Annotated in this window: 14 protein-coding genes; 12 read left to right on the top strand and 2 right to left on the bottom strand. The window is 61.7% G+C overall.

Features of this window, described 5'->3' with window-relative positions; genetic code table 11:
• Positions 1-123: 123 nt before the first annotated feature.
• The gene (locus DW211_RS06890; RefSeq protein WP_118256413.1) at positions 124-687 is read right to left on the bottom strand and encodes a PTS glucose transporter subunit IIA; all 564 of its coding nucleotides are present in this window, start codon (positions 685-687) and stop codon (positions 124-126) included.
• A gap of 246 nt (positions 688-933) precedes the next feature.
• Between DW211_RS06890 and DW211_RS06885 the strand changes: the two genes are divergently transcribed.
• The 6 genes from DW211_RS06885 (at position 934) to DW211_RS06860 (ending at position 8099) form a co-directional block, all read left to right on the top strand.
• Positions 934-1833 (top strand): alpha/beta hydrolase, encoded by a 900-nt coding sequence (locus DW211_RS06885; RefSeq protein ID WP_118259991.1) that lies wholly within the window; start codon positions 934-936, stop codon positions 1831-1833.
• 47 nt (positions 1834-1880) lie between these two features.
• Positions 1881-2201 (top strand): hypothetical protein, encoded by a 321-nt coding sequence (locus DW211_RS06880; RefSeq protein WP_118259989.1) that lies wholly within the window; start codon positions 1881-1883, stop codon positions 2199-2201.
• Between the two features lie 121 nt (positions 2202-2322).
• Complete coding sequence (gene feoB / locus DW211_RS06875) at positions 2323-4683, top strand: ferrous iron transport protein B (protein ID WP_118259988.1); 2361 nt, start codon at positions 2323-2325, stop codon at positions 4681-4683.
• 121 nt (positions 4684-4804) lie between these two features.
• Complete coding sequence (locus tag DW211_RS06870; RefSeq protein WP_118259986.1) at positions 4805-6001, top strand: MFS transporter; 1197 nt, start codon at positions 4805-4807, stop codon at positions 5999-6001.
• Between the two features lie 154 nt (positions 6002-6155).
• Complete coding sequence (locus DW211_RS06865; protein ID WP_118259985.1) at positions 6156-7532, top strand: alpha-amylase family glycosyl hydrolase; 1377 nt, start codon at positions 6156-6158, stop codon at positions 7530-7532.
• A gap of 3 nt (positions 7533-7535) precedes the next feature.
• Complete coding sequence (locus tag DW211_RS06860; RefSeq protein ID WP_117786146.1) at positions 7536-8099, top strand: uracil-DNA glycosylase family protein; 564 nt, start codon at positions 7536-7538, stop codon at positions 8097-8099.
• A 1-nt stretch (position 8100) separates the two neighbouring features.
• Here DW211_RS06860 and DW211_RS06855 read toward each other — a convergent pair whose 3' ends face one another.
• The gene (locus DW211_RS06855; RefSeq protein WP_118259983.1) at positions 8101-8763 is read right to left on the bottom strand and encodes a hypothetical protein; all 663 of its coding nucleotides are present in this window, start codon (positions 8761-8763) and stop codon (positions 8101-8103) included.
• Positions 8764-8856: 93 nt separating this feature from the next.
• Here DW211_RS06855 and DW211_RS06850 point away from each other — a divergent pair, with 93 nt between their 5' ends.
• The 6 genes from DW211_RS06850 to DW211_RS06825 all read left to right on the top strand — a co-directional run bounded on the left by DW211_RS06850 (position 8857) and on the right by DW211_RS06825 (position 20987).
• Entirely contained in the window at positions 8857-9993 is a 1137-nt protein-coding gene (locus tag DW211_RS06850; protein WP_118259982.1) for a pyridoxal phosphate-dependent aminotransferase, read from the top strand.
• A 505-nt stretch (positions 9994-10498) separates the two neighbouring features.
• A complete protein-coding gene (rplJ, locus tag DW211_RS06845; protein WP_055250258.1) occupies positions 10499-11020 on the top strand; it encodes a 50S ribosomal protein L10 in 522 nt (173 codons plus the stop codon).
• Between the two features lie 102 nt (positions 11021-11122).
• Entirely contained in the window at positions 11123-11500 is a 378-nt protein-coding gene (gene rplL, locus DW211_RS06840; protein ID WP_006235005.1) for a 50S ribosomal protein L7/L12, read from the top strand.
• A 314-nt stretch (positions 11501-11814) separates the two neighbouring features.
• Positions 11815-12723, top strand: coding sequence for a UTP--glucose-1-phosphate uridylyltransferase (locus DW211_RS06835; RefSeq protein ID WP_117786148.1), 909 nt, complete (start codon positions 11815-11817; stop codon positions 12721-12723).
• 350 nt (positions 12724-13073) lie between these two features.
• Positions 13074-16502, top strand: a complete 3429-nt coding sequence (locus DW211_RS06830) for a DNA-directed RNA polymerase subunit beta (RefSeq protein WP_233506176.1) — start codon at positions 13074-13076, stop codon at positions 16500-16502.
• A gap of 6 nt (positions 16503-16508) precedes the next feature.
• Positions 16509-20987: a DNA-directed RNA polymerase subunit beta' gene (locus DW211_RS06825; RefSeq protein ID WP_195644174.1), complete on the top strand. Its 4479-nt coding sequence runs from the start codon at positions 16509-16511 to the stop codon at positions 20985-20987.
• Positions 20988-21231 lie beyond the last annotated feature (244 nt).

The raw sequence follows: 21231 nt of genomic DNA, 5'->3' as shown, positions 1-21231 counted from the left end.
CCTATTTGCTCAATGTGTTCGGCTGAGATCGGAAATCAACCTTTTTCAAACGAAAAGCGCCCGCGGCCAAATGGTCGCGGGCGCTTGACGAGGTGCCTTTTGGCTGTGTGGCGCGGGGCCTGGCTACTTGGTCTTGGCAACCAGCAGCGGATCGCCAAGCTTGACGAGCGGATTGCCGCCGATAAGCGTGCCAGACTCGCCGACGTGGTCGATGCTCTTGAGGCGGTCGAGCTCAGAGATGATGACGGTCACGATGTCCTCGTGACCGGCGGCCTTGATGGCCTCGCGATCGAAGCTGATGAGCGGCTGGCCGGCCTTGACCGTGTCGCCCATCTCGACAAAGCGGGCAAAACCCTTGCCGTTCATTTCCACGGTGCCCAGGCCAACATGGATGAACACGCGAAGACCGTCCTCGGTAATCATGCCGATGGAGTGGTTGGTGACGGTGGTGGCGCCGATGCGACCGTTGGCGGGGGCGTAAATGGTGTCGGTAATGGGCTCGATGCCGTAGCCCTGGCCGAGCATGCCCGAGGCGATGGTCTCGTCGGGAACCTCACTCAGATTGACGAGCACGCCGTTGACGGGAGCGTAGATGACGCCTTCGCGGGTGGCGAAGCTTGCTGCGGGCGGAACGGACGCCTCGCCCGACGAAGTGAACGTGGACTTGAGCGAATCGAGCAGACCCATAGATGCCTCCAACGTATCAGGCGTGCATGTTGCACGCGTGTGGTTTGCCGGAAACGTTTCGTACGTGTTTCCCAGCACGGTCAGCGCTCCTATTTTACGCTGCTTAACGATGCCTCTGAACAGCGATTTTGTGATATATCAGTTGAAGGCCAACTTATTGCGGGGGTGTTTCTGCGCCGCGGGCTCAAGTGGGGTACGCTAAGGTGCGAAAAACGAGTGCGCACGAATCGCACGGAGGGAGCACCTATGATTATTGAGAACCATGCGCTGTGGGGCGAGGAGCCGACCGAGGATTATCCGGCGACGTTTACGTATCTGGGTGCCGAGCCGCTGCCCGACAAGCCCAATGGCCGCCGCCCCGCGGTGATCATCTGCGGCGGAGGCGGGTTTACGCATATCGCTCCGCACGAGCAGGACCCGGTGGCGTTTGCGTTTTTGGACCGCGGCTACCAGGCCTTTGTGCTCAACTATGTGACGAGCGCCACGGGCGACGTGAGCTTTCCGCACCCGCAGGCGGACCTCGCCAAGATGGTCGCTACCGTGCGCGCCAACGCCGACGAGTGGCATGTCGATCCCAAGCGCGTGTGCATCGTGGGTTTCTCGGCGGGCGGCATGATCTGTGCCTCGTTGGCAACGCAGTGGAAGACCGGATCCTTCGCGGGCCTTGCCGGGGCCCGTCCGGAGGATATTCGTCCCGACGCCGTGGTGCTGGGCTATCCGTTGCTCGACCTTGCCTATGTGCGCGATATGCAGACGCGCGACCCGCGCATCGACCTGCGCGTGCCCAAGACGGGTGGCAAGACAGGGCGCGATTTGCTCAACGACTATCTGTCGATGGTGACGGGCGGCGAGGCGACCGATGAGCACCTGACCGACATTTGCCCTACCACGCACGTTTCGCGCCAGATGCCCCCGACCTTTGTGTGGGGCGTTTCGGACGATAAGACGGCGCCGGTCGCGCAGGTCTACCCGTTTGCGCGGCGCATGGCCGAGGAGGGTGTTGCATGCGAGATGCACGTCTTTGACCAGGGTGGCCACGGCCTTTCGCTCGGCAACGCCAATACCGCGGTCGATAACGAGGACAAGCAGGTGGCGGTCCGTCCATGGATTCGCCTAGCCTTCCGCTTCCTGGAGCGCCATATGTAAAAGTAGACTACTTGCCCGTTTCAAAAAGTCTGCTTAGAGGAGGAGCCATGCTTGAGGGTACGTATGTGGTTTCGGCCCAGACGCCGGTGGGGAGTAAACGCGGCGAGGTGATGTTTTCACATGGGGTGAACGGCGTGCTCAGGGCAGTACTAAACGTCAGGGGTCTCAATATCGCTCTCTCGAGTGCCCGCGCTGAGGGCGATTTCTTTGAACTCTCGGGTACTATCTCCCACGTCTTGATGGGCAAGGCACCCTTTACATGCACGGGGTCAGTCGAGGGTGATCGACTCACTGCTACCGCGCGGTCGGGTTCCGTTTCGATCTCGCTGAGCGGTATGCGCAAAGAGCTTTCGGGGCGCACCGCATGAAGTTTGCGCAGGTAAACATCGGTATTTGACTTTATAAAATAGTTCAGAGCGCTATCATTTGTCGTTACGAGTTGGTTAGCCCAGGTAAACGGTTAACCGCGTCTAACGAAAGGATGAGCGCGTGAAGCTCGATACGCTCGAGATTGGAAAGGACGCCGTTGTCGCATCGGTGACATCCGATGATCAGGCGCTCCGACAGCATATTTTGGACATGGGCCTAACGCCGGGCACCGAAGTCACCATGATGAAATACGCCCCCATGGGCGACCCGCTCGAGATCCGTCTGCGTGGCTACGAGTTGACACTGCGCAAGGACGATGCCGCCCGCATTGAGCTTGTGGGCATTCACGATACCGATATGGGTCCGCGCGCTAACGCTGCAATCGGCACGACGGAGCATCCGGCACTCGGCGAGGGGACGTATTCGCCCCGTGCGGCAAAGACGGCCGTGCCCGAGGGCGCGCCGCTGCACTTTGCCCTCGCCGGCAACCAAAACTGCGGCAAGACCACGTTATTCAACCAGCTGACGGGCTCCAACCAACATGTCGGTAACTTTCCCGGCGTGACGGTCGACCGCAAAGATGGCACCATCCGCAACCACCCCGAGGCGAACGTTACCGACCTGCCCGGCATCTATTCGCTGTCGCCGTACACGGGCGAGGAGATCGTCAGCCGCCAATTCATCCTTGACGAGCATCCCGATGCCATCATCGACATTATCGACGCCACCAACATCGAACGTAATCTGTACCTGACACTGCAGCTCATGGAGCTCGACCGCCCCATGGTCATCGCGCTCAACATGATGGACGAGGTGACCGCCAATGGTGGTGCCGTAGACGTCAACCTGCTCGAGAGCCTGCTGGGCGTGCCTGTTGTTCCCATTAGCGCTGCCCGCAACGAGGGCATTGGCGAGTTGGTGGATCATGCCTTGCACGTGGCGCGGTTCCGCGAGCGCCCCGGTCGCCTGGACTTCTGCGCGCCCGATGGTCCAGACGGCGGCGCGCTGCATCGCTGCATTCACGGCATCGCCAACCTTATCGAGGACCATGCCGCGACGGCGCATATCCCGGTGCGTTTTGCGGCGACCAAGCTGGTTGAGGGCGACGAGCTGGTGACCGAGGCACTTCACCTGGATCGCAACGAACTCGACGCCATCGAGCACATCATTACCCAGATGGAGGGCGAGGCCGGCACCGATCGCCTGTCCGCGCTGGCCGATATGCGCTTTAGCTTTATCGGCGACGTGTGCGGGCGTTGCGTCGTCAAGCCGCACGAGAGCCGCGAGCACGTGCGCTCCGTCAAGATCGACCGCATCCTGACGGGTCGCTACACAGCCATTCCGGCGTTTCTGGTGATCATGGGCCTCGTTTTTTGGCTGACGTTCGGCGTGATCGGCGCGGCGTTGCAGGGGCTCATGGAGGACGGCATCGCTGCCATCATCGCCTCGGCCGACGCGGGCCTCCAGGCGTTCGGTACCAACGACGTGGTGCGTTCGCTGGCCGTTGACGGCGTGCTCACGGGCGTGGGCAGTGTGTTGACCTTCCTGCCGATTATCGTCGTGCTTTTCTTGTTCCTCTCCATTCTGGAAGACTCCGGCTACATGGCGCGCGTTGCCTTTGTCATGGATAAGGTGCTGCGTCGCTTTGGCCTGTCGGGCCGCAGCTTCGTGCCCATGCTCGTCGGTTTTGGCTGCACCGTGCCGGCTATCATGTCGACCCGCACGCTGCCGTCCGAGCACGACCGCAAGATGACGGTTATGCTCACGCCGTTCATGAGCTGCTCGGCCAAGTTGCCGGTCTACGGTCTGCTGTGCGGGGCGTTTTTCCCGCAGGCGACGGTACCCGCCATGGTCTCGCTCTATCTGATCGGTATCGTGGTCGGCTGCATTGCCGCCCTGGTGCTCAACCGCACGGCATTTAAGGGCGACCCGGTACCGTTTATCATGGAGCTTCCCAATTACCGCCTGCCGAGCGTCAAGACGACGGTGATGCTGGCATGGGATAAGGCCAAGGACTTCATCACCAAGGCCTTTACCATTATCTTTGCCGCTACGGTGGTCATCTGGTTCCTGCAGACGTTCGACATCCGCTTTAATGCGGTCGCCGATCAGTCGCAGAGTCTGCTTGCCGGTCTGGGTAGCATCATCGCGCCGGTGTTGGCCCCGCTCGGCTTCGGCGACTGGCGCGCCTCGACGGCGCTCGTCACCGGACTTATCGCCAAGGAGAGCGTCATTTCGACCCTCACGGTGCTTTTGGGCGCAACGTCGCCCGCGGTGCTGTCAACCATGTTTTCGCCGTTTACCGCTTACGTATTCCTGGTCTTTACGCTGCTGTACCCGCCCTGCGTGGCGTCCATCGGTGCCGTCAAGAGCGAGCTGGGCGCGCGCTATGCCGTTGCCGTGTTCGCGTTTCAGGTGACGGTCGCCTGGATCGTGGCGTTTGTCGTGCATTCGGCGGGCATATTGCTGGGGTTGGCTTAGCTATTTATTGACGGCGCAACCCCTGTGTATTGAGTTGATTGCGGCCCCGAATCTGTTGCTGACGGATGCGGGGCCGTTGCTATATAATCGCCTCCGCTCAAAATGATTGGAGACGTTATATATGAGTCAGGCAAGACAAGATGGCATCTCACTCAAGCAGTGGCTCCCTCTTATCGGGCTCGCCTGTTGTGCGTTCGTGTTCAACACGTCGGAGTTTATGCCCATCGGCCTTCTGACTGATATTGCCGCGTCGTTCTCGCTCACCGAGGCCCAGGCCGGCATCATGATCTCGGTCTACGCCTGGGGCGTCATGCTGCTGTCGCTGCCACTCATGGTGTTTGCCTCGCGCTTTGAGTTCAAGCGTATGCTGCTCGGCGTGCTCGCCGTGTTTTCTCTGGGTCAGTTCCTGTCCGCTGTGGCAGCGACATATCCCATCCTGATCTGTGCGCGCCTGGTGGTCGCTTGCGCACATGCTGTGTTCTGGTCAGTCGCCTCGATCATGGCCTCGCGCCTTGTCGACACCCGCCACGGGGCGCTCGCCATCAGCATGATCGCTACGGGCTCGTCCATCGCGCAAATCTTTGGCCTGCCGATCGGTCGCGCCATCGGCCTGGCCGTGGGCTGGCGCATGACGTTTGCCGTGGTCGGGGCCTTCTCTGCCGCCGCGGTGGTGTACCAGGCAGCGGTGTTCCCGGCCATGCCGGCGGGTGAGCGCTTTACCGTCAAACAGCTGCCCGAGCTGCTCAAGAACCCGTTCCTCATCGCGCTTTATGCGGTCACGGTTTTTATGGCGACCGGCTACTACGCGGGTTACAGCTATATCGAGCCGTTCCTGGCACAGGTCGCGCATGTCGACGCAAGCGCTATTACCATGACGCTGACGGCGTTCGGCTGCTCCGGCCTGGCGGGCAGCTGGCTGTTCGGTCGCTTGTTCGATGGGCACCGGTTCCCATTTCTCGCGATCACGCTCTCCGGCGTGCCGGTGGCTCTGCTGCTCATGGGTCCGGTCGCATCGTCGCTCGTAGCAGTGCTTGCCGTCTGCGCGCTATGGGGCTGCTGCTCCACGGCCTTTAACGTGGCGTTTCAGGCCGAGCTCATCAAGTACACGCCGGCAGACTCATCGGCCGTCGCCATGTCGATCTTCTCGGGCCTGTTCAATCTGGGTATCGGCACGGGCACCGCAATCGGTGGCGCCGTGGTTTCGGGTCCCGGTATCGCTTGGATTGGCTTCGCGGGCGGGGCGATTACCGTCGTGGGCGTCATCCTCGCCATCACCGTACTGTTCCCGGCCATACGCCGCGCAAAGCCCGTCGCCTAATCACGTTCCCTCATCAGTTGCGGTGGAATAGAGACTGTTTGCCCGGTTTATTGGTCTCAACAGTCCCTATTTCACCGCAACTTATTTTGGGGGAGGGGATGCGCGGCGGGCATACAATGGATGGCGTTGCGTGAAAGATTGCCGGGAGGTTGCTATGTGGGCATACGAGACGACGTTCTATCAGATCTATCCGCTGGGCTTTTGCGGAGCTCCGCGCGAAAACGCCGCCCCTGTTGCCGAGGATGAACTCGCCCAGGCTGCCAACGCTGCGCCCAACCCCGATGCGCCCATAATGAAGATTGCCCAATGGGCCGACTACCTGCAGAAGCTCGGCGTTGGCGCCGTGCTCATTAACCCGCCGCTCGAATCCGACAGTCACGGTTACGACACGCGCAGCCTGCGCCATATCGACCGTCGCCTGGGTGGGGATGCCGACTTTGCCGCCGTGTGCGAGACACTGCATGCCCATGGCATCCGTGTGGTGCTTGATGCCGTCTTCAACCATGTCGGTCGCGGTTTTTGGGCCTTCCGCGATGTTCAGGAGCGCAAGTGGGACTCGCCCTACAAGGACTGGTTTCACATTAGCTTTGACGGCGACTCCTGCTATGGCGACGGCTTTTGGTACGAGGGCTGGGAAGGCCATTTTGAGCTTGTGAAGCTCAACTTGCAAAACCCCGCCGTGGTCGATTACCTGCTTGAGTCCGTGCGTCGCTGGGCCGAGGGCTTTGGCATCGACGGCCTGCGCTTGGACGTCGCCTATATGCTCGATCGCGATTTTATGCGCCGCCTGCATACTTTTACCCGTGAGCTCAAGCCCGATTTTGTGCTGATTGGTGAGACGCTCCACGGCGACTACAACCAGATCGTCAATGACGAGATGCTTGACTCCTGCACCAACTACGAGTGCTACAAGGGCCTGTACTCCAGCTTTAACTCGGTCAACATGTTCGAGATCGCCCACTCACTGCATCGCCAGTTTGGCGGTGACCCGTGGTGCATTTATCGCGGCAAGCATCTGCTGTCGTTTGTCGACAACCACGATGTGCCGCGCCTGGCGAGCATCCTTACCGACAAGTCCTGTCTGCGCCCCGCTTATGGCATGCTCTTTGGCATGCCGGGCATTCCGTGCGTCTACTATGGCAGCGAGTGGGGGATTCCTGGCGAAAAGGGTGGCCCCGATGGCGACTGGGCGCTGCGACCTGCGCTCGATGAGCCTGCGCCCAACGAGCTGACGGCCTTCATCAAGCAGCTCGCGCACCTGCGCTCGGCAGACGACGCGGCGGCCCGTGCCCTCAACTATGGTGCCTATCGCAACGTGGTGATCCAGAACAAGCAGCTGCTGTTCGAGCGCGCCTGTGATGACGCGACGGTGCTCGTGGCGGTGAACGCCGTGGGCGAGCCTTACGCCTTTGGCGCCGGCGAGCTCAACGGGTCCTTTGTCGACCTGCTTGCCGACGATGCGCCCACGGTCGAGCTGACGGGTGCCCTTGAGCTTGCACCCTACGAGGTGCGCTATCTGTTGAGAGCCTAACCCATGGCCGTGTCTGACGAGGACTATCAACATATTGAGCATGGGTTTGAGCCTGTGTTCGACCAGCGCTCGCGCGTTTTGGTGCTCGGATCGTTTCCCTCGGTGCTCTCGCGTGCAAATGCCTTTTATTACGGCAACCCTCAGAATCGCTTTTGGCGTGTGATGGCTGCGTGCCTCGGTGTGCCTGTGCCGCCCAACGAGGGCGATCCTTTGGCAAGCGGTGAGCCCGCGACGCTCGATGCCTCCATTGCCGCCAAGCGGGCCATGCTGCTGAACGGCGGCGTGGCCCTGTGGGATGCAATCGAGGGCTGCGACATTAAGGGCTCGAGCGACGCGAGCATTCGCAACGTTGTGCCGGCACATATCGAGCGCATTACCGATGCCGCGCCGATCGAGGTCGTTGTCTGTAACGGCGGTACGGCAGGGCGACTCTACAAACGCTACTTGCAAGATCGGACGGGGTTGCCCGCCGTCGTCCTGCCCTCGACAAGTCCTGCCAATGCCGCCTGGCGACTGGAGCGTCTTGTCGAGCGTTGGCACGAAGCCGTTGACTGGGCTGTTATTTAATTTAGATTTTTGTTTGAGCGTGGGCGCCCAGACGTTTCAGAACGCCTCGCCAGATCGGCGCGGGCACGGCTGGCTCGGCGCAAACCATGCCGTCGGCGTCGACGTTGGCGGCATTGCCGCCGCCAAGTCGCTGTGCATGCTCGACGGAGCAGCCCATGCGCACGGCGCCCACGAGCTTGTCCATGGCCTCCGAAAACGGTCGCCGCAAGAGTCCCATGCGCGGGGAATGGCGAAGCGCTGCGATGCCGCTGCCGGCGCAGATGGCAACGCCGCCACACCACAATTGGTCATGGCGCTCACATGCCTTGTGCAGGCGAACGGCGGTCCCACGCGCCTGCTCAGTGCCCTCTTGTGCGGCTCGAATCGCGGCATAGACGCGCGTTCCCGTACCGCCAAAGCGCTCAAGCGCCTGCTCGATAGCAGTCAACGTCTCATCGTCAGCCACATCTTCAATGGCCAGCACGATGCCATCGGCAACGCTGCCGGCGTCATTTGCCTTCAAGTCGACCGGGCGGGGGAGTGCGGTGCCGGAAAGTTGAGCATAGGCGGCGATGGCATCCTGCAGGTCCCAGAGCAAAAACTCAAGATCGGCGCTATCGGGAATGCTGATATACGCAATGGTTCGCAACGTTTTTGGCACATCGCCGCGTGCGGTCGTCTCCATGCCGCCTCCTTTCCGGTTCGTTTCCGTTTAGGTTACACCGTCTGGCGGCGCCTCGCCGCGCTATCCTAGTGCAACCCTTACGAAAGGAACGCCATGCGCCTGCCCATGAATACCTCGCTTGCCACGCTCAAGCCCTCCGGCATCCGTCGGATTAACGCGCTCGCTGCCCAGCACCCAGGATGCATTGCGCTCGCGCTCGGCGAGCCCGATTTTCCCACGCCCGATGTGATTAGCGCCGAAGTGACTGCCTCGCTGGACCGCGGCGACACGCACTATCCGCCCAACAACGGTCGCCCCGCCCTGCGCGAGGCGCTGTCTGCCTACATGGAGGACGCGGGTCTGGCGTTTTCGGCCGACGAGGTCATCCTGACCGACGGCGCGACCGAGGCCCTGTCGGCAACATTCATGGCTATGCTCAACCCCGGCGACGAGGTCATTATCCCCACGCCCGCCTTTGGCCTGTACGAGAGCATCGTCGTGGCCAACCACGCCAAGGCGGTCTTCTTGGATACGGAGCCTGCGCAATTCCAGATTGACGAGGACGCGCTTAGCGCCTGTGTGACCCCGGCGACCAAGGCCATCGTCATCTGCTCGCCCAACAATCCCACGGGTTGCATCCTCGACACGGCATCGCTCGACGCCGTGGCGCGCGTGGCAGAGCAGGCGGGCATATACGTAGTCTGCGACGACGTATACAACCGCCTCGTCTATGTGGACGGCTACGAGCGCTTCGCCCAGCGACACCCGGAGCTGCGCGAGCAGACGGTCGTCATCGAGAGCTTCTCCAAGCCCTGGGCCATGACCGGCTGGCGCCTGGGTTGGCTCGCGGCAGCGGCACCCGTCATCGCCGAGATCGCAAAAGCTCACCAATACCTAGTATCGAGCGCCGTCTCCTTCGAGATGGACGCCGCAGCCCGAGCCCTGACCGTCGACCCAACCCCCATGCTCAAAGTCTACCGAGCCCGCCGCGAACGCGTACTCGCAGCCTTAAACGCCATGGGCCTCGACGTAGTAGAGCCCGCAGGAGCCTTCTACACTTTCCCGAGCATCAAAAAGTTCGGCCTAACCAGCGAAGACTTCTGCATCAAAGCCATCGAAGAGGCAAACGTAGCCCTAGTCCCGGGCGACTGCTTCGGCACCGAAGGCCACGTCCGCCTCAGCTATTGCGTTTCCGATAAAGACCTGGACGAAGGCCTCCGCCGCCTGTCCACCTTCCTTTCAACCTTGTAGCCATCAGGGACGCAACATATCAGCCCACCGACTTAAGGCTTATGAGTGGGGGCGCCGGCCAACGGGAAACCGGGCTGCCCCAAAGTCACCGCAGGCCGCGCCGCCGAAGGCCAGGCGCAAGGTTTTCGTAGATTCCGCACGAGCCGAAGAGCACTTAATGTGCTCTTCGTACGAGCCCAGGACCTGACCGAGCGAAAACCTTGCGCCTGGCCTTCGGCGGCGCGGCCGGATGGTGGAATTGTGTGCAGCCCGGTTTCCCGTTGACCGACGCCGGGGTCCCCGCCATAATACTTTCGGTTCACGCACGAATCCGCTGCCAGAGACAGCCGGTGCAAACGGGCATCGCCCGCGAGCTTAATGGGACTTCCCGCCAGCCGAGGTGGTCGAGTAGATATGTCTTCTCGCCCCCGTCGCTCATGCAGCGCGGGGGCTTTCTTTTTGGACATGCCCCCGTCACGTCCTTGTGGCGGACCGTGCCCGGAAAGAATTTGAGGAGGTGTAATTCATGCCCCAGCAGTACAAAATCGACAAGGTTGCAGAGATCGAGTCCCGTATCGCCGAGAACGCCGGTCTGTTCGTCGTCAACTACAACGGTCTGACGGTTAAGCAGGCTCAGGAGCTGCGTCATCAGCTTCGCGAGTGCGGCGCCGAGATGAAGGTCTACAAGAACAACCTGGTCAAGATCGCTCTCAAGAACCAGGAGCAGCCCGAGATCGACGAGATCCTCGCCGGCCCCGTCGCTTATGTGTTCTACGAGACCGAGCCGGTCGAGGCCGCTAAGGCCCTTAAGGACTTCTCCGCTAAGTCCAAGGGCGTCCTTGAGATCAAGGGCGGTATCTCCGACGGCAAGGCCGTTTCCGCCGATGATGTTAAGGCTATCGCCGAGCTGCCCACCAAGGATCAGCTTCTCGGCCAGATCGCCGGTCTCATCTCCGGTTTCGCTCGCGACATCGCTGTCTGCGTCAACGGCGTTTCCTCTGGTCTCGCTCGTTCGATCCAGCAGGTCTCCGAGCAGAAGGCAGCCTAGTTGCTGTTTTCACCCGCGGCGGCAACGCCGCACCCCTGGCGCATTCGCGCCGTGTTTTAACTGATCTCCGTGCATCCGCACGGAAACCGAAAGGACTTAGAAATGGCTAAGCTTACCACCGATGAGATCATCGATGCTCTTAAGGAAATGACCCTTCTCGAGGCTTCCGAGCTCGTCAAGGCTATCGAGGACACCTTCGGCGTTTCCGCCGCTGCTCCTGCTGCTGTTGTCGCCGCTCCCGCTGCTGGCGCTGCTGAGGCCGAGGAGAAGACCGAGTTTGACGTCGTGCTCGAGGGCTTCGGCGACAACAAGATCCAGGTCATCAAGGCCGTCCGTGAGCTCACCAACCTTGGCCTGAAGGAGGCCAAGGAGGTCGTCGAGGGCGCTCCCAAGGCTGTTCTCGAGGGTGCCAAGAAGGAGGACGCCGAGGCTGCCAAGGAGAAGCTCGAGGCTGCTGGCGCTGCTGTCACCCTCAAGTAATCAGGCTTTCTCGCCAGATTCCTTTGCAGACGGGGTTCGCATTGCGAGCCCCGTCTTTTTTGTTTTTCGGTCCCTCGGCATCGGTTGCTCAAACTGCCATGTTCTGTGATTTGCGTCGTATCGGGTGCCCTGCCGTTGGGCAATAAAATTGCACCATTCGAGCAATAATTTGCGTTGACCTGCTGAAGAATTGTCTCTGCCTTGTAGCGACATATAGTTCCAGCGGTAAGATGCTTGGGTATCGCAATTTGGTCTGCGGCTGTGTGCCGCACGCATGGGGCGCTTTTGCGCCTGCGAAAGGATCTTTGAATAACATGAAGGCAATCATCCCCGCCGCCGGTCTTGGCACGCGTTTTCTGCCTGGCACCAAGTGCACGCCCAAAGAGATGCTGCCGGTGCTCGACAAGCCCGTCATTCAGTACGTCGTCGAGGAGGCGCTCGAGCCCGAGGAGGTCGACGATGCCATCATCGTTACTTCTCCCGGTAAGCCCGAGCTGCTGAACTACTTCCAGCCCGACCGTTCGCTCGAGAACCTGCTGCGCGAGCGCGGCAAGAACGCCTATGCCGATGCTGTCGCCCACGCTGGCGGTATGCCGGTCGACTTCCGTTATCAGTACGAGCCCAAGGGCCTCGGCCATGCTATTCGCTCTGCTGCCGACGCCGTGGCAGGGGAGAACTTCCTGGTTCTTCTGGGCGACTACGTTGTGCCTAACCGCGATATCTGCGACAAGATGCTCGCCGTTTCCAAGGAGCACGGTGGCGCTTCGGTTATCGCCGTCGCTGCTTGCTCGCCCGAGGAAGTCAGCCGCTACGGCGTTATCGCCGGCGAGCGCGTCGGTTCGCTCGAGGGCGCCGAGGGCGTTGCCGATGCCGAGCCGGGCGCTGTCTGGCGCATCGGCGGTCTGGTCGAGAAGCCCGCTCCCGAGGCGGCTCCGTCCAACCTGTACATCGTCGGTCGCTACCTGCTGAGCCCGCTGGTCATGGACTTGCTGGCAGATCAGCAGGCCGGCAAGGGCGGCGAGATCCAGCTCACCGACGCCATGGCCCGTTCGCTCGACCGCGAGGCCATGTACGCCGTCGTCATCGACCCGCTGTCGGGCTACGACACCGGCACTCCCTCTGGTTGGATGGCCACTAACGCCCTCATGGCTGCAAACGACCCCCGCTTTGCCGATGCCTTCTGGGACGCCATCGACGAGCGCGGCGGATTGATGCGCAAGTAAGCCTTTGGGCACCGACATTTACGGGCGTGGACCTCGGTTCGCGCCCGTTTTTTATAAGAGCTGCGATTGCTAGCTCTCTGTTCACAGAAAATATATGAACAGATGTTCGATACACATACATCTACCTGCGTGTTTTCTGTCGAAAAACTTTGCTACTCCAAAAACTCTATCGCGTCAAGGCTTTTCTTGCCCAACGGTCGGTACCTGATAAACTATTAGGTTGCGATAACTGGCGAAGCTATGCCTCGCCAACCCACCGAGCATTTCCGTGAAGGAGGAAAAACCTGGTGACCTACGCATACACTGCCACTGAGCGCAAACGCGTCAGCTTCGGGAAAATCCCGGAGGCCATGGAGCTCCCCAACCTTATCTCTGTTCAAAGGGAATCCTTTGAGCGTTTTAAGGACGAGGGCCTTCGTGAGGCGTTCAAGGAATCCAGCCCCATCCAGAGCCAGAACCATGTTCTCGAGGTTACCTTCGGCGAGCATCAGTTTGGCGACCCCGCGCACACCGTCGAGGAGTGCCGAGAGAAGGATATGACCTATCAGGCTCCGCTTCTGACCGACGTCCGTCTCACCAACAAGGAGACCGGCGAGATCAAGGAGCAGCTCGTCTTCATGGGCGACTTCCCCATGATGACCGATCAGGGCACCTTCATCATCAACGGTACCGAGCGTATCGTCGTCTCGCAGCTCGTCCGCTCCCCGGGCGTGTACTACAGCTCCGAGATGGATTCGGGCAAGCAGATCTACAAGGCCCAGATCATCCCGTCCCGCGGTGCCTGGCTTGAGTTTGAGGTCGACAAGCGCGACCAGCTCATGGTCTCCATCGACCGTAAGCGCAAGCAGAGCGCCACGATGTTCCTGCGCGCCCTTGGCATCGCCGTCACCAACGATGACATCATCGAGCTGCTTGGCAACTCCGATGTGATCAAGCGCACCCTGGAGCGCGACACCGCCCTTACCCGCGAGGACGCCCTCATCGAGATCTACCGTCGTCTGCGCCCGGGCGAGCCTCCCACCGTGGACGCTTCCCGCAGCCTGCTCGAGGGTCTGCTCTTTAACCCGCAGCGCTACGATCTGGCCCGCGTCGGTCGTTACAAGGTCAACAAGAAGCTCAACCTCACCACCGAGGAAGAGGTCACGGTGCTCACCGACGAGGATATCGTTGCGACGCTGCGCTACCTCCTGTCCCTCGCTGCCGGCGAGCAGGGTTTCAAGGTCGACGACATCGACCACTTCGGCAACCGCCGTATCCGCACCGTCGGCGAGCTCGTCGCCAACCAGTTCCGTATCGGTATGAGCCGTATGGAGCGCGTCGTCCGTGAGCGCATGAGCTCCCAGGACATCGACGAGATCACCCCGCAGTCGCTCATCAACATCCGCCCGATCGTGGCCTCCATCAAGGAGTTCTTCGGTTCCTCGCAGCTCTCGCAGTTCATGGACCAGGCGAACCCCCTGACCGGTCTGACCCACAAGCGCCGTCTGTCCGCACTCGGCCCTGGTGGTCTTGCCGGCCACAAGTCCGGCTCCAGCCGCCGCACCAACGTGCCGACGGCCGTCCGCGACGTTCACAACTCGCACTACAGCCGCATGTGCCCGATCGAGACCCCCGAAGGCCCCAACATCGGCCTGATCGGCTCGCTCGCCCTCTACGCCCGCGTCAACGAGTATGGCTTCATCGAGGCCCCGTTCCGTCGCGTCGAGAACGGCGTTGCCACCGACCAGATCGACTGGATGACCGCTGACGAGGAAGAGAAGCACGTCATCGCGCCGGCCAACACGCCGCTCGATCCCAAGACCAACGAGTTCATCACGACCGATGCCGAGGGCAAGCTTGTCCGTCCGCACACCGTGATCGCCCGTACCCGCGACTTCGACGGCTCCTTCGGCGCTCCCGCCGACGTGCCCGTCGAGGACGTCGACTACATGGACGTCTCGCCGCGTCAGATGCTCTCCGTCGCAGCCACGCTGATCCCGTTCCTTGAGCACGACGACGCCAAGCGTACGCTGATGGGCGCCAACATGCAGCGTCAGGCCGTGCCGCTGGTTCACCCCGCCGCTCCCTATGTCGGTACCGGCATGGAGCGTCGCGCCGCTCTGGACTCCGGCGAGGTCACCCTGGCCAAGAACGCCGGCGAGGTCATCTTTGCCGACGCCGCCAAGATTATCGTCAAGCATGCCGGTGGCATGGACGAGTATCATCTGGCCAAGTACCAGCGCTCCAACCAGTCCACCTGCATCAACCACCGTCCGCTCGTGCGCGTCGGTGACACCGTTGAGCAGGGCGAGCCCCTGGCTGACGGTCCTTCGACCGATCATGGCGAGCTCGCACTGGGTCAGAACCTCACTGTGGCCTACATGCCGTGGGAAGGCTTTAACTACGAGGACGGTATCGTCGTGTCCGAGCGCCTGGTGGCCGAGGACCTGCTGACGACCATCAATATCACCCGTCACGAGATCGACGCCCGCGACACCAAGCTCGGCCCCGAGGAGATCACCCGCGAGATCCCGAACCTCTCCGAGGACATGCTTGCCAACCTCGACGAGGACGGCATCATCCGCATCGGCGCCGAGGTCGGCCCTGGCGACATCCTGGTCGGTAAGGTCACGCCTAAGGGCGAGAGCGCTCTGACCGCCGAGGAGCGCCTGCTGCGCGCCATCTTCGGTGCCAAGGCCCACGATGTCCGTGACACCTCCCTTAAGATGCCTCACGGCGCTTACGGCCGCGTCATCGACGTCGTCCGCTTTAGCCGCGAGAACGGCGACGACCTGGCCCCCGGCGTCAACGAGCAGGTGCGCGTCTACGTCGCCCAGCGTCGTAAGATCCAGCAGGGCGATAAGATCGCCGGCCGCCACGGCAACAAGGGTGTTATCTGTAACGTTCTGCCGGTCGAGGACATGCCCTACATGGCTGACGGTACCCCGATCGACGTTATCCTCAACCCGCTGGGCGTTCCTTCGCGTATGAACGTCGGCCAGCTGCTCGAGTGCCACCTTGGCTGGGCTGCTGCCTGCGGTTGGGATACCGAGCAGGCCGACTCCGACAAGTACGTCCCCGGTCCGTTCTTCACCGCGACGCCCGTCTTCGACGGCGCCAAGGAGGACGAGATCGCCGAGGTCATCCGTCGTGCCAACAAGAACATGCTCAACAAGGCCACCGCTGCCTTTGGCGATCACATGCGCCCCGAGTTCGTCACCCAGCTTGACGAGCGCGGCAAGACCCGTCTGTTCGACGGCCGTACCGGCGAGGAGTTCCGCGAGCCCATTACCGTGGGTACGTCCTACATCCTCAAGCTCGGCCACATGGTCGACGACAAGATCCACGCCCGTTCGACTGGCCCTTACAGCCTGGTTACCCAGCAGCCTCTGGGCGGCAAGGCCCAGTTCGGCGGCCAGCGCTTCGGCGAGATGGAAGTTTGGGCACTGTACGCTTACGGCGCTTCCAACGTCCTGCAGGAGATCCTGACCGTCAAGTCCGACGATACCGTGGGCCGCGTCAAGACCTACGAGTCCATCGTCAAGGGCGAGAACGTTCCTGTCCCGGGTATCCCCGAGTCCTTCAAGGTTCTCGTCAAGGAGATCCGCTCCCTCGCGCTGGACATCGAGCCCATGCACGATGCCGACGAGGACGCCTCCGCCCCTGTGACCGCCGAGGAGACCTCTGCTCTCGACGACCTGGCTGCGCTCGCCGGCGTTGACACCGACGTCGAGGCCGAGGATGCCGAGACCGCCGAGGCACCCGAGGCTGTCGCCGCCACGACCACTGATAAGGAGTAGTTGACTGTGGCAGATTTCGAAGCTACTGATTTTGACTCGGTAAAGATCTCCCTTGCCTCCGCCGACCAGATCCGTTCCTGGTCGCACGGTGAGGTCAAGAAGCCGGAGACCATCAATTACCGTACCCTCAAGCCCGAGAAGGACGGCCTGTTCTGCGAGAAGATCTTCGGTCCCGCCAAGGACTGGGAGTGCTCCTGCGGCAAGTACAAGGGCATCCGCTTTAAGGGCATCGTCTGCGAGCGCTGCGGCGTCGAGGTCACCTCGGCCAAGGTGCGTCGCGACCGCATGGGCCACATCGAGCTCGCCGCTCCCGTGTCCCACATCTGGTACTTCAAGAGCCCCACGAGCTTCCCGATGAGCCGTATGCTCGACATCAAGTCCAAGGACCTCGAGAAGGTTCTGTACTTTGCCAGCTACATCATCACCGAGGTTGACTACGAGGCTCGCGAGGCCGACGCCGACGACCTGCGCGAGGAGCTCGCCGCCGATCTGGAAGAGATCGATGCCGAGTGCGCCCGCCAGATCGAGTCCCTTAAGGAGCAGGGCGACCCCGAGAACTTTGACGAGTTCTCCGACGAGGAGCCGCTGACCCCCGAGGAGATCGCCTCTGGCATCGTCGACATCGAGGAAGAGTGCAAGGACGAGAAGCAGCTCCGCACGGACGCCTTCAACGCCTTCATGAAGCTCACCGAGCGCGACCTCATCTCCGATGAGCCGCTGTTCCGCGAGATGACCCGCTACTACTCCATGTACTTCAAGGGTGGCATGGGTGCCGAGGCCGTCCGCGACCTGCTCGCTGCCATCGACCTTCCTTCCGAGGCCGAGAAGCTCAAGGCCATCATTGCCGACGAGGATTCCCAGAAGCAGAAGCGCGAGAAGGCCGTCAAGCGCCTCGAGGTCGTTGACGCCTTCCTGAAGGGTGGCAACAGCCCCGCGAACATGATCCTGGATGTCATCCCGGTCATTCCGCCCGATCTGCGCCCGATGGTCCAGCTCGACGGCGGTCGCTTTGCCGCGTCCGACCTCAACGACCTGTATCGTCGCGTGATCAACCGTAACAACCGACTCAAGCGCCTGCTCGACCTGGACGCCCCTGCGATCATCGTGAACAACGAGAAGCGCATGCTCCAGGAGTCCGTGGACGCCCTGTTCGACAACGGCCGTCGTGGTCGCCCGGTCTCTGGCCGTGGCGGTCGCCCGCTCAAGTCGCTCGCCGAGGCCCTCAAGGGCAAGCAGGGTCGTTTCCGTCAGAACCTGCTGGGCAAGCGTGTCGACTACTCCGGCCGTTCGGTAATCGTTACCGACCCCAAGTTGCTGCTGCACCAGTGCGGTCTGCCCAAGACCATGGCGCTGGAGCTCTTCAAGCCCTTCGTCATGAAGCGCCTGGTCGAGCTCGGCAAGGTCGAGAACATCAAGGGCGCCAAGCGCGCTATCGACCGCGGTGCCACCTTTGTGTGGGATATCCTCGAAGAGGTCATCGACGGCCGCGTCGTGCTGCTCAACCGTGCACCGACCCTGCACCGTCTGTCCATCCAGGCCTTTGAGCCGGTGCTGGTCGAGGGCAAGGCTATCCACCTGCATCCGCTGGTCTGCTCGCCCTTCAACGCCGACTTCGACGGCGACCAGATGTCTGTCCATGTGCCGCTGTCCAGCCAGGCTCAGGCCGAGGCTCGCGTGCTTATGCTCTCTGCGAACAACCTGCGCTCGCCGGCATCCGGCAAGCCGGTTAACATTCCCTCGCAGGACATGATCATCGGTGTGTACTACCTCACCCAGGTCCGCGACGGTCTGCCGGGCGAGAACCACGTGTTCGCCAGCTTCGACGACGCGCTGCACGCCTATGACTGCCGCTCCGAGGTCGACATGCAGGCCAAGATTCAGGTCCGCGTGTCCGCTGCCGACGCCAATGTCATCAACGAGGACGGCACCCGTATCTTCCGCGTCAAGAACGGCAAGAACGAGTTTGTCGACTACGACGTCACCGGCAACAAGACCGCGCGCTTCGAGACCTCTATCGGCCGCATCATCTTCAACCGCCAGTGCCTGCCCGAAGACTACGAGTTTATGAACTACAAGATGGTCAAGGGCGACGTGGCCAAGCTGGTTGCGGACTGCTGCGATCGCTATCCCGAGGCCAAGGTCGGCCCGATCCTCGACGCCATCAAGTACTCCGGCTTCCACTACGCTACCCGCGCCGGCCTCACCATCTCGGTGTGGGACGCTCTCATCCCTGCCGAGAAGCAGGAGCTGCTCGATCGCGCCCAGGCCAACGTCGACCAGATCAACGAGTACTTCGAGGAGGGCTTCATCAACGAGACGGAGCGCCACATCGAAGTCGTTAACGAGTGGACCGCTTGTACCGATAAGGTTGCAGCGCTCATGCTCGACTTGTTCGACGAGGAGAACCCGCTCTACATGATGGCCGACTCCGGCGCCCGTGGTTCTAAGACCCAGCTGCGTCAGCTCGGCGGCATGCGTGGCCTGATGGCAGACATGTCCGGCGAGACGATCGACCTTCCCATTAAGGCGAACTTCCGCGAGGGCCTGCTGCCGCTCGAGTACTTCATTTCGACCTACGGCGCCCGTAAGGGCCTGGTCGATACCGCATCCCACACCTCAGACTCTGGTTACCTGACCCGTCGTCTGGTCGACGTGGCCCAGGACGTCATCGTCCGCGAGGAGGACTGCGGTACGCACGAGGGCGTCACCTACAACCTCATCATCCCCGGCACCACCGACCTCAACACCGACCTCGTCGGCCGTTGCTTCATTGAGGACGTCGTGGCTCCCGATGGCACCGTGCTCTTTGAGCAGGACGGCTACATCGAGAAGGTCGCTGACATCCAGAAGATGGTCGATGCCGGCCTTAAGAAGGTCAAGCTTCGCGCGCTGCTCACCTGCCGCTCCAAGTACGGCGTGTGCCAGAAGTGCTACGGCTGGGATCTTTCCACCCGTCGTCCGGTCGCCATCGGTACCGCGGTCGGCATTATTGCCGCCCAGTCCATCGGCGAGCCCGGTACGCAGCTTACGATGCGTACCATTCACTCCGGCGGCGTCGCTGGCGTCGACGATATTACGCAGGGTCTGCCTACGGTCAGCCGTATGTTCGATATCGTCGGCAACGTCAACGAGAAGATCCTGGGTCGCGAGGCCGAGCTGGCTCCGTACTCCGGCCACCTCTCGATTAAGCCCGAGAAGTCCGAGTACGTGCTGACGCTCACCGACTCCGAGGATCACACCCGTGTCCTCGACGAGCGTCGCGTCCCCGCATCGGTGCGCTTTATGCCCGAGATCGAGGACGGCTGCGAGGTTCGCGCCGGCGACCAGATCACCAAGGGCTTCGTCAACTTCCGCAACCTGCGCAAGCTGACCGACATCGAGTCGACGATGCACACCTTCGTCGAGAGCGTCAAGGACGTTTACACCAGCCAGGGCGTCGACCTGAACGACAAGCACATCGAGGTGCTCGCACGTCAGATGCTGCGTCGCGTTCAGATCACCAACCCCGGCGACTCCAAGTACCTGCTTGGTCAGTACGTCGACCGCTACGAGTTCGCCGACGAGGTCGAGCGCGTTGCCCGTCTGGGCGGTCAGGCTCCCGTGGCCGAGCCCGTCATCCTGGGTACGCTCAAGGTCGCGTCCAACATCGACTCCTGGCTGTCGAGCGCTTCGTTCATCCGCACCGCCGGCGTCCTTACCGAGGCTGCCATCGAGGGCAAGGTCGATCACCTGCTCGACCTTAAGTCCAACGTCATCGTCGGTAAGAAGATCCCGGCTGGTACTGGTCTCAAGCCGTACGCCAACGCCAAGCTGACGTATCGCACGGCCGACGGCTATGTCGACATCGACGGCCCGGCTTCGCCCAACGCCAAGTCGCTGCCCGAGTGGGCTCCGGTTGAGCTCAAGGACCTGGACGAGCAGCTCCCGCAGCAGCTCGACTGGGCCGGCTACGACGAGTTCGGTGGTGCTGACGGTTCGTTCACCCGCAACGGCCACACCATCTCTGCCGAGAAGGCTCGCCTGTACCTGTTCGACGACCTGGGCGTGTCGCAGCGCTGGACCAACAAGTTCAGCGAGGTCGGCATCGAGACGGTCGGCGATCTGGTCGGCAAGTCCGAGGAGGATCTGCTGCGCATCGATGGCATCGGTGCCAAGGCGATCGAGGAGCTCCGTGACGGTCTGGAGGCCCACGACCTGCTCTATATCCTCGAGAACAACGACGACGTTGCCGACGAGGAAGACCTCTCGCAGCTGCTACAGATGGTCTTTAGCCCCGACGGTCCGGACGACATTCTGCTGGGCACCTCTGCCACGCCGACGCATCACGCCGACGCCGACGAGGAACTCCTGGGCGCCCCGATCGACGACAAGAAGGCTCCCGCCAACGGTGCCATCAACGAGGACATGGCCTCCCTCGACGAGCTGCTCAACCAGCTCGTGGACACCGACGACGCCGAAGAGGCCAAGGACAACGACGAGGAATAATTTCCTAGTACGTTAACCGCCCTTCCAAAGACCCGCTTCCCAACAGGGGAGCGGGTCTTTTTTGATGAGGAACGTTGCCCCGACGAGTACGTCGGATTCCCGGAACGGGCCGCCCGCTGTTTAAGTTTGTCGCGAGTTCCGCACGCAAAGGAAAGCACTTAATGTGCTTTCCGTCTTGCGCAGGACTGTAGAGCAGCAAACTTAAACAGCGGGCGGCCCGTTCCGGGAATCTGCCCCCGCGCAC

This window comes from Collinsella sp. AM18-10 (genome assembly GCF_003471585.1).
Lineage (GTDB): Bacteria > Actinomycetota > Coriobacteriia > Coriobacteriales > Coriobacteriaceae > Collinsella.
The sequence above is the reverse complement of the archived record's forward strand: the minus strand, read 5'-3'. Positions and strand labels throughout refer to the sequence as shown.

What these genes read in the sequence shown, in the direction of transcription:
- DW211_RS06890 (WP_118256413.1), bottom strand. Translation starts at nt 687, where the DNA reads ATGGGTCTGCTCGATTCGCTCAAGTCCACGTTCACTTCGTCGGGCGAG.
- DW211_RS06885 (WP_118259991.1), top strand. Translation starts at nt 934, where the DNA reads ATGATTATTGAGAACCATGCGCTGTGGGGCGAGGAGCCGACCGAGGAT.
- DW211_RS06880 (WP_118259989.1), top strand. Translation starts at nt 1,881, where the DNA reads ATGCTTGAGGGTACGTATGTGGTTTCGGCCCAGACGCCGGTGGGGAGT.
- DW211_RS06870 (WP_118259986.1), top strand. Translation starts at nt 4,805, where the DNA reads ATGAGTCAGGCAAGACAAGATGGCATCTCACTCAAGCAGTGGCTCCCT.
- DW211_RS06865 (WP_118259985.1), top strand. Translation starts at nt 6,156, where the DNA reads ATGTGGGCATACGAGACGACGTTCTATCAGATCTATCCGCTGGGCTTT.
- DW211_RS06860 (WP_117786146.1), top strand. Translation starts at nt 7,536, where the DNA reads ATGGCCGTGTCTGACGAGGACTATCAACATATTGAGCATGGGTTTGAG.
- DW211_RS06855 (WP_118259983.1), bottom strand. Translation starts at nt 8,763, where the DNA reads ATGGAGACGACCGCACGCGGCGATGTGCCAAAAACGTTGCGAACCATT.
- DW211_RS06850 (WP_118259982.1), top strand. Translation starts at nt 8,857, where the DNA reads ATGCGCCTGCCCATGAATACCTCGCTTGCCACGCTCAAGCCCTCCGGC.
- rplJ (WP_055250258.1), top strand. Translation starts at nt 10,499, where the DNA reads ATGCCCCAGCAGTACAAAATCGACAAGGTTGCAGAGATCGAGTCCCGT.
- rplL (WP_006235005.1), top strand. Translation starts at nt 11,123, where the DNA reads ATGGCTAAGCTTACCACCGATGAGATCATCGATGCTCTTAAGGAAATG.
- DW211_RS06835 (WP_117786148.1), top strand. Translation starts at nt 11,815, where the DNA reads ATGAAGGCAATCATCCCCGCCGCCGGTCTTGGCACGCGTTTTCTGCCT.
- DW211_RS06830 (WP_233506176.1), top strand. Translation starts at nt 13,074, where the DNA reads ATGGAGCTCCCCAACCTTATCTCTGTTCAAAGGGAATCCTTTGAGCGT.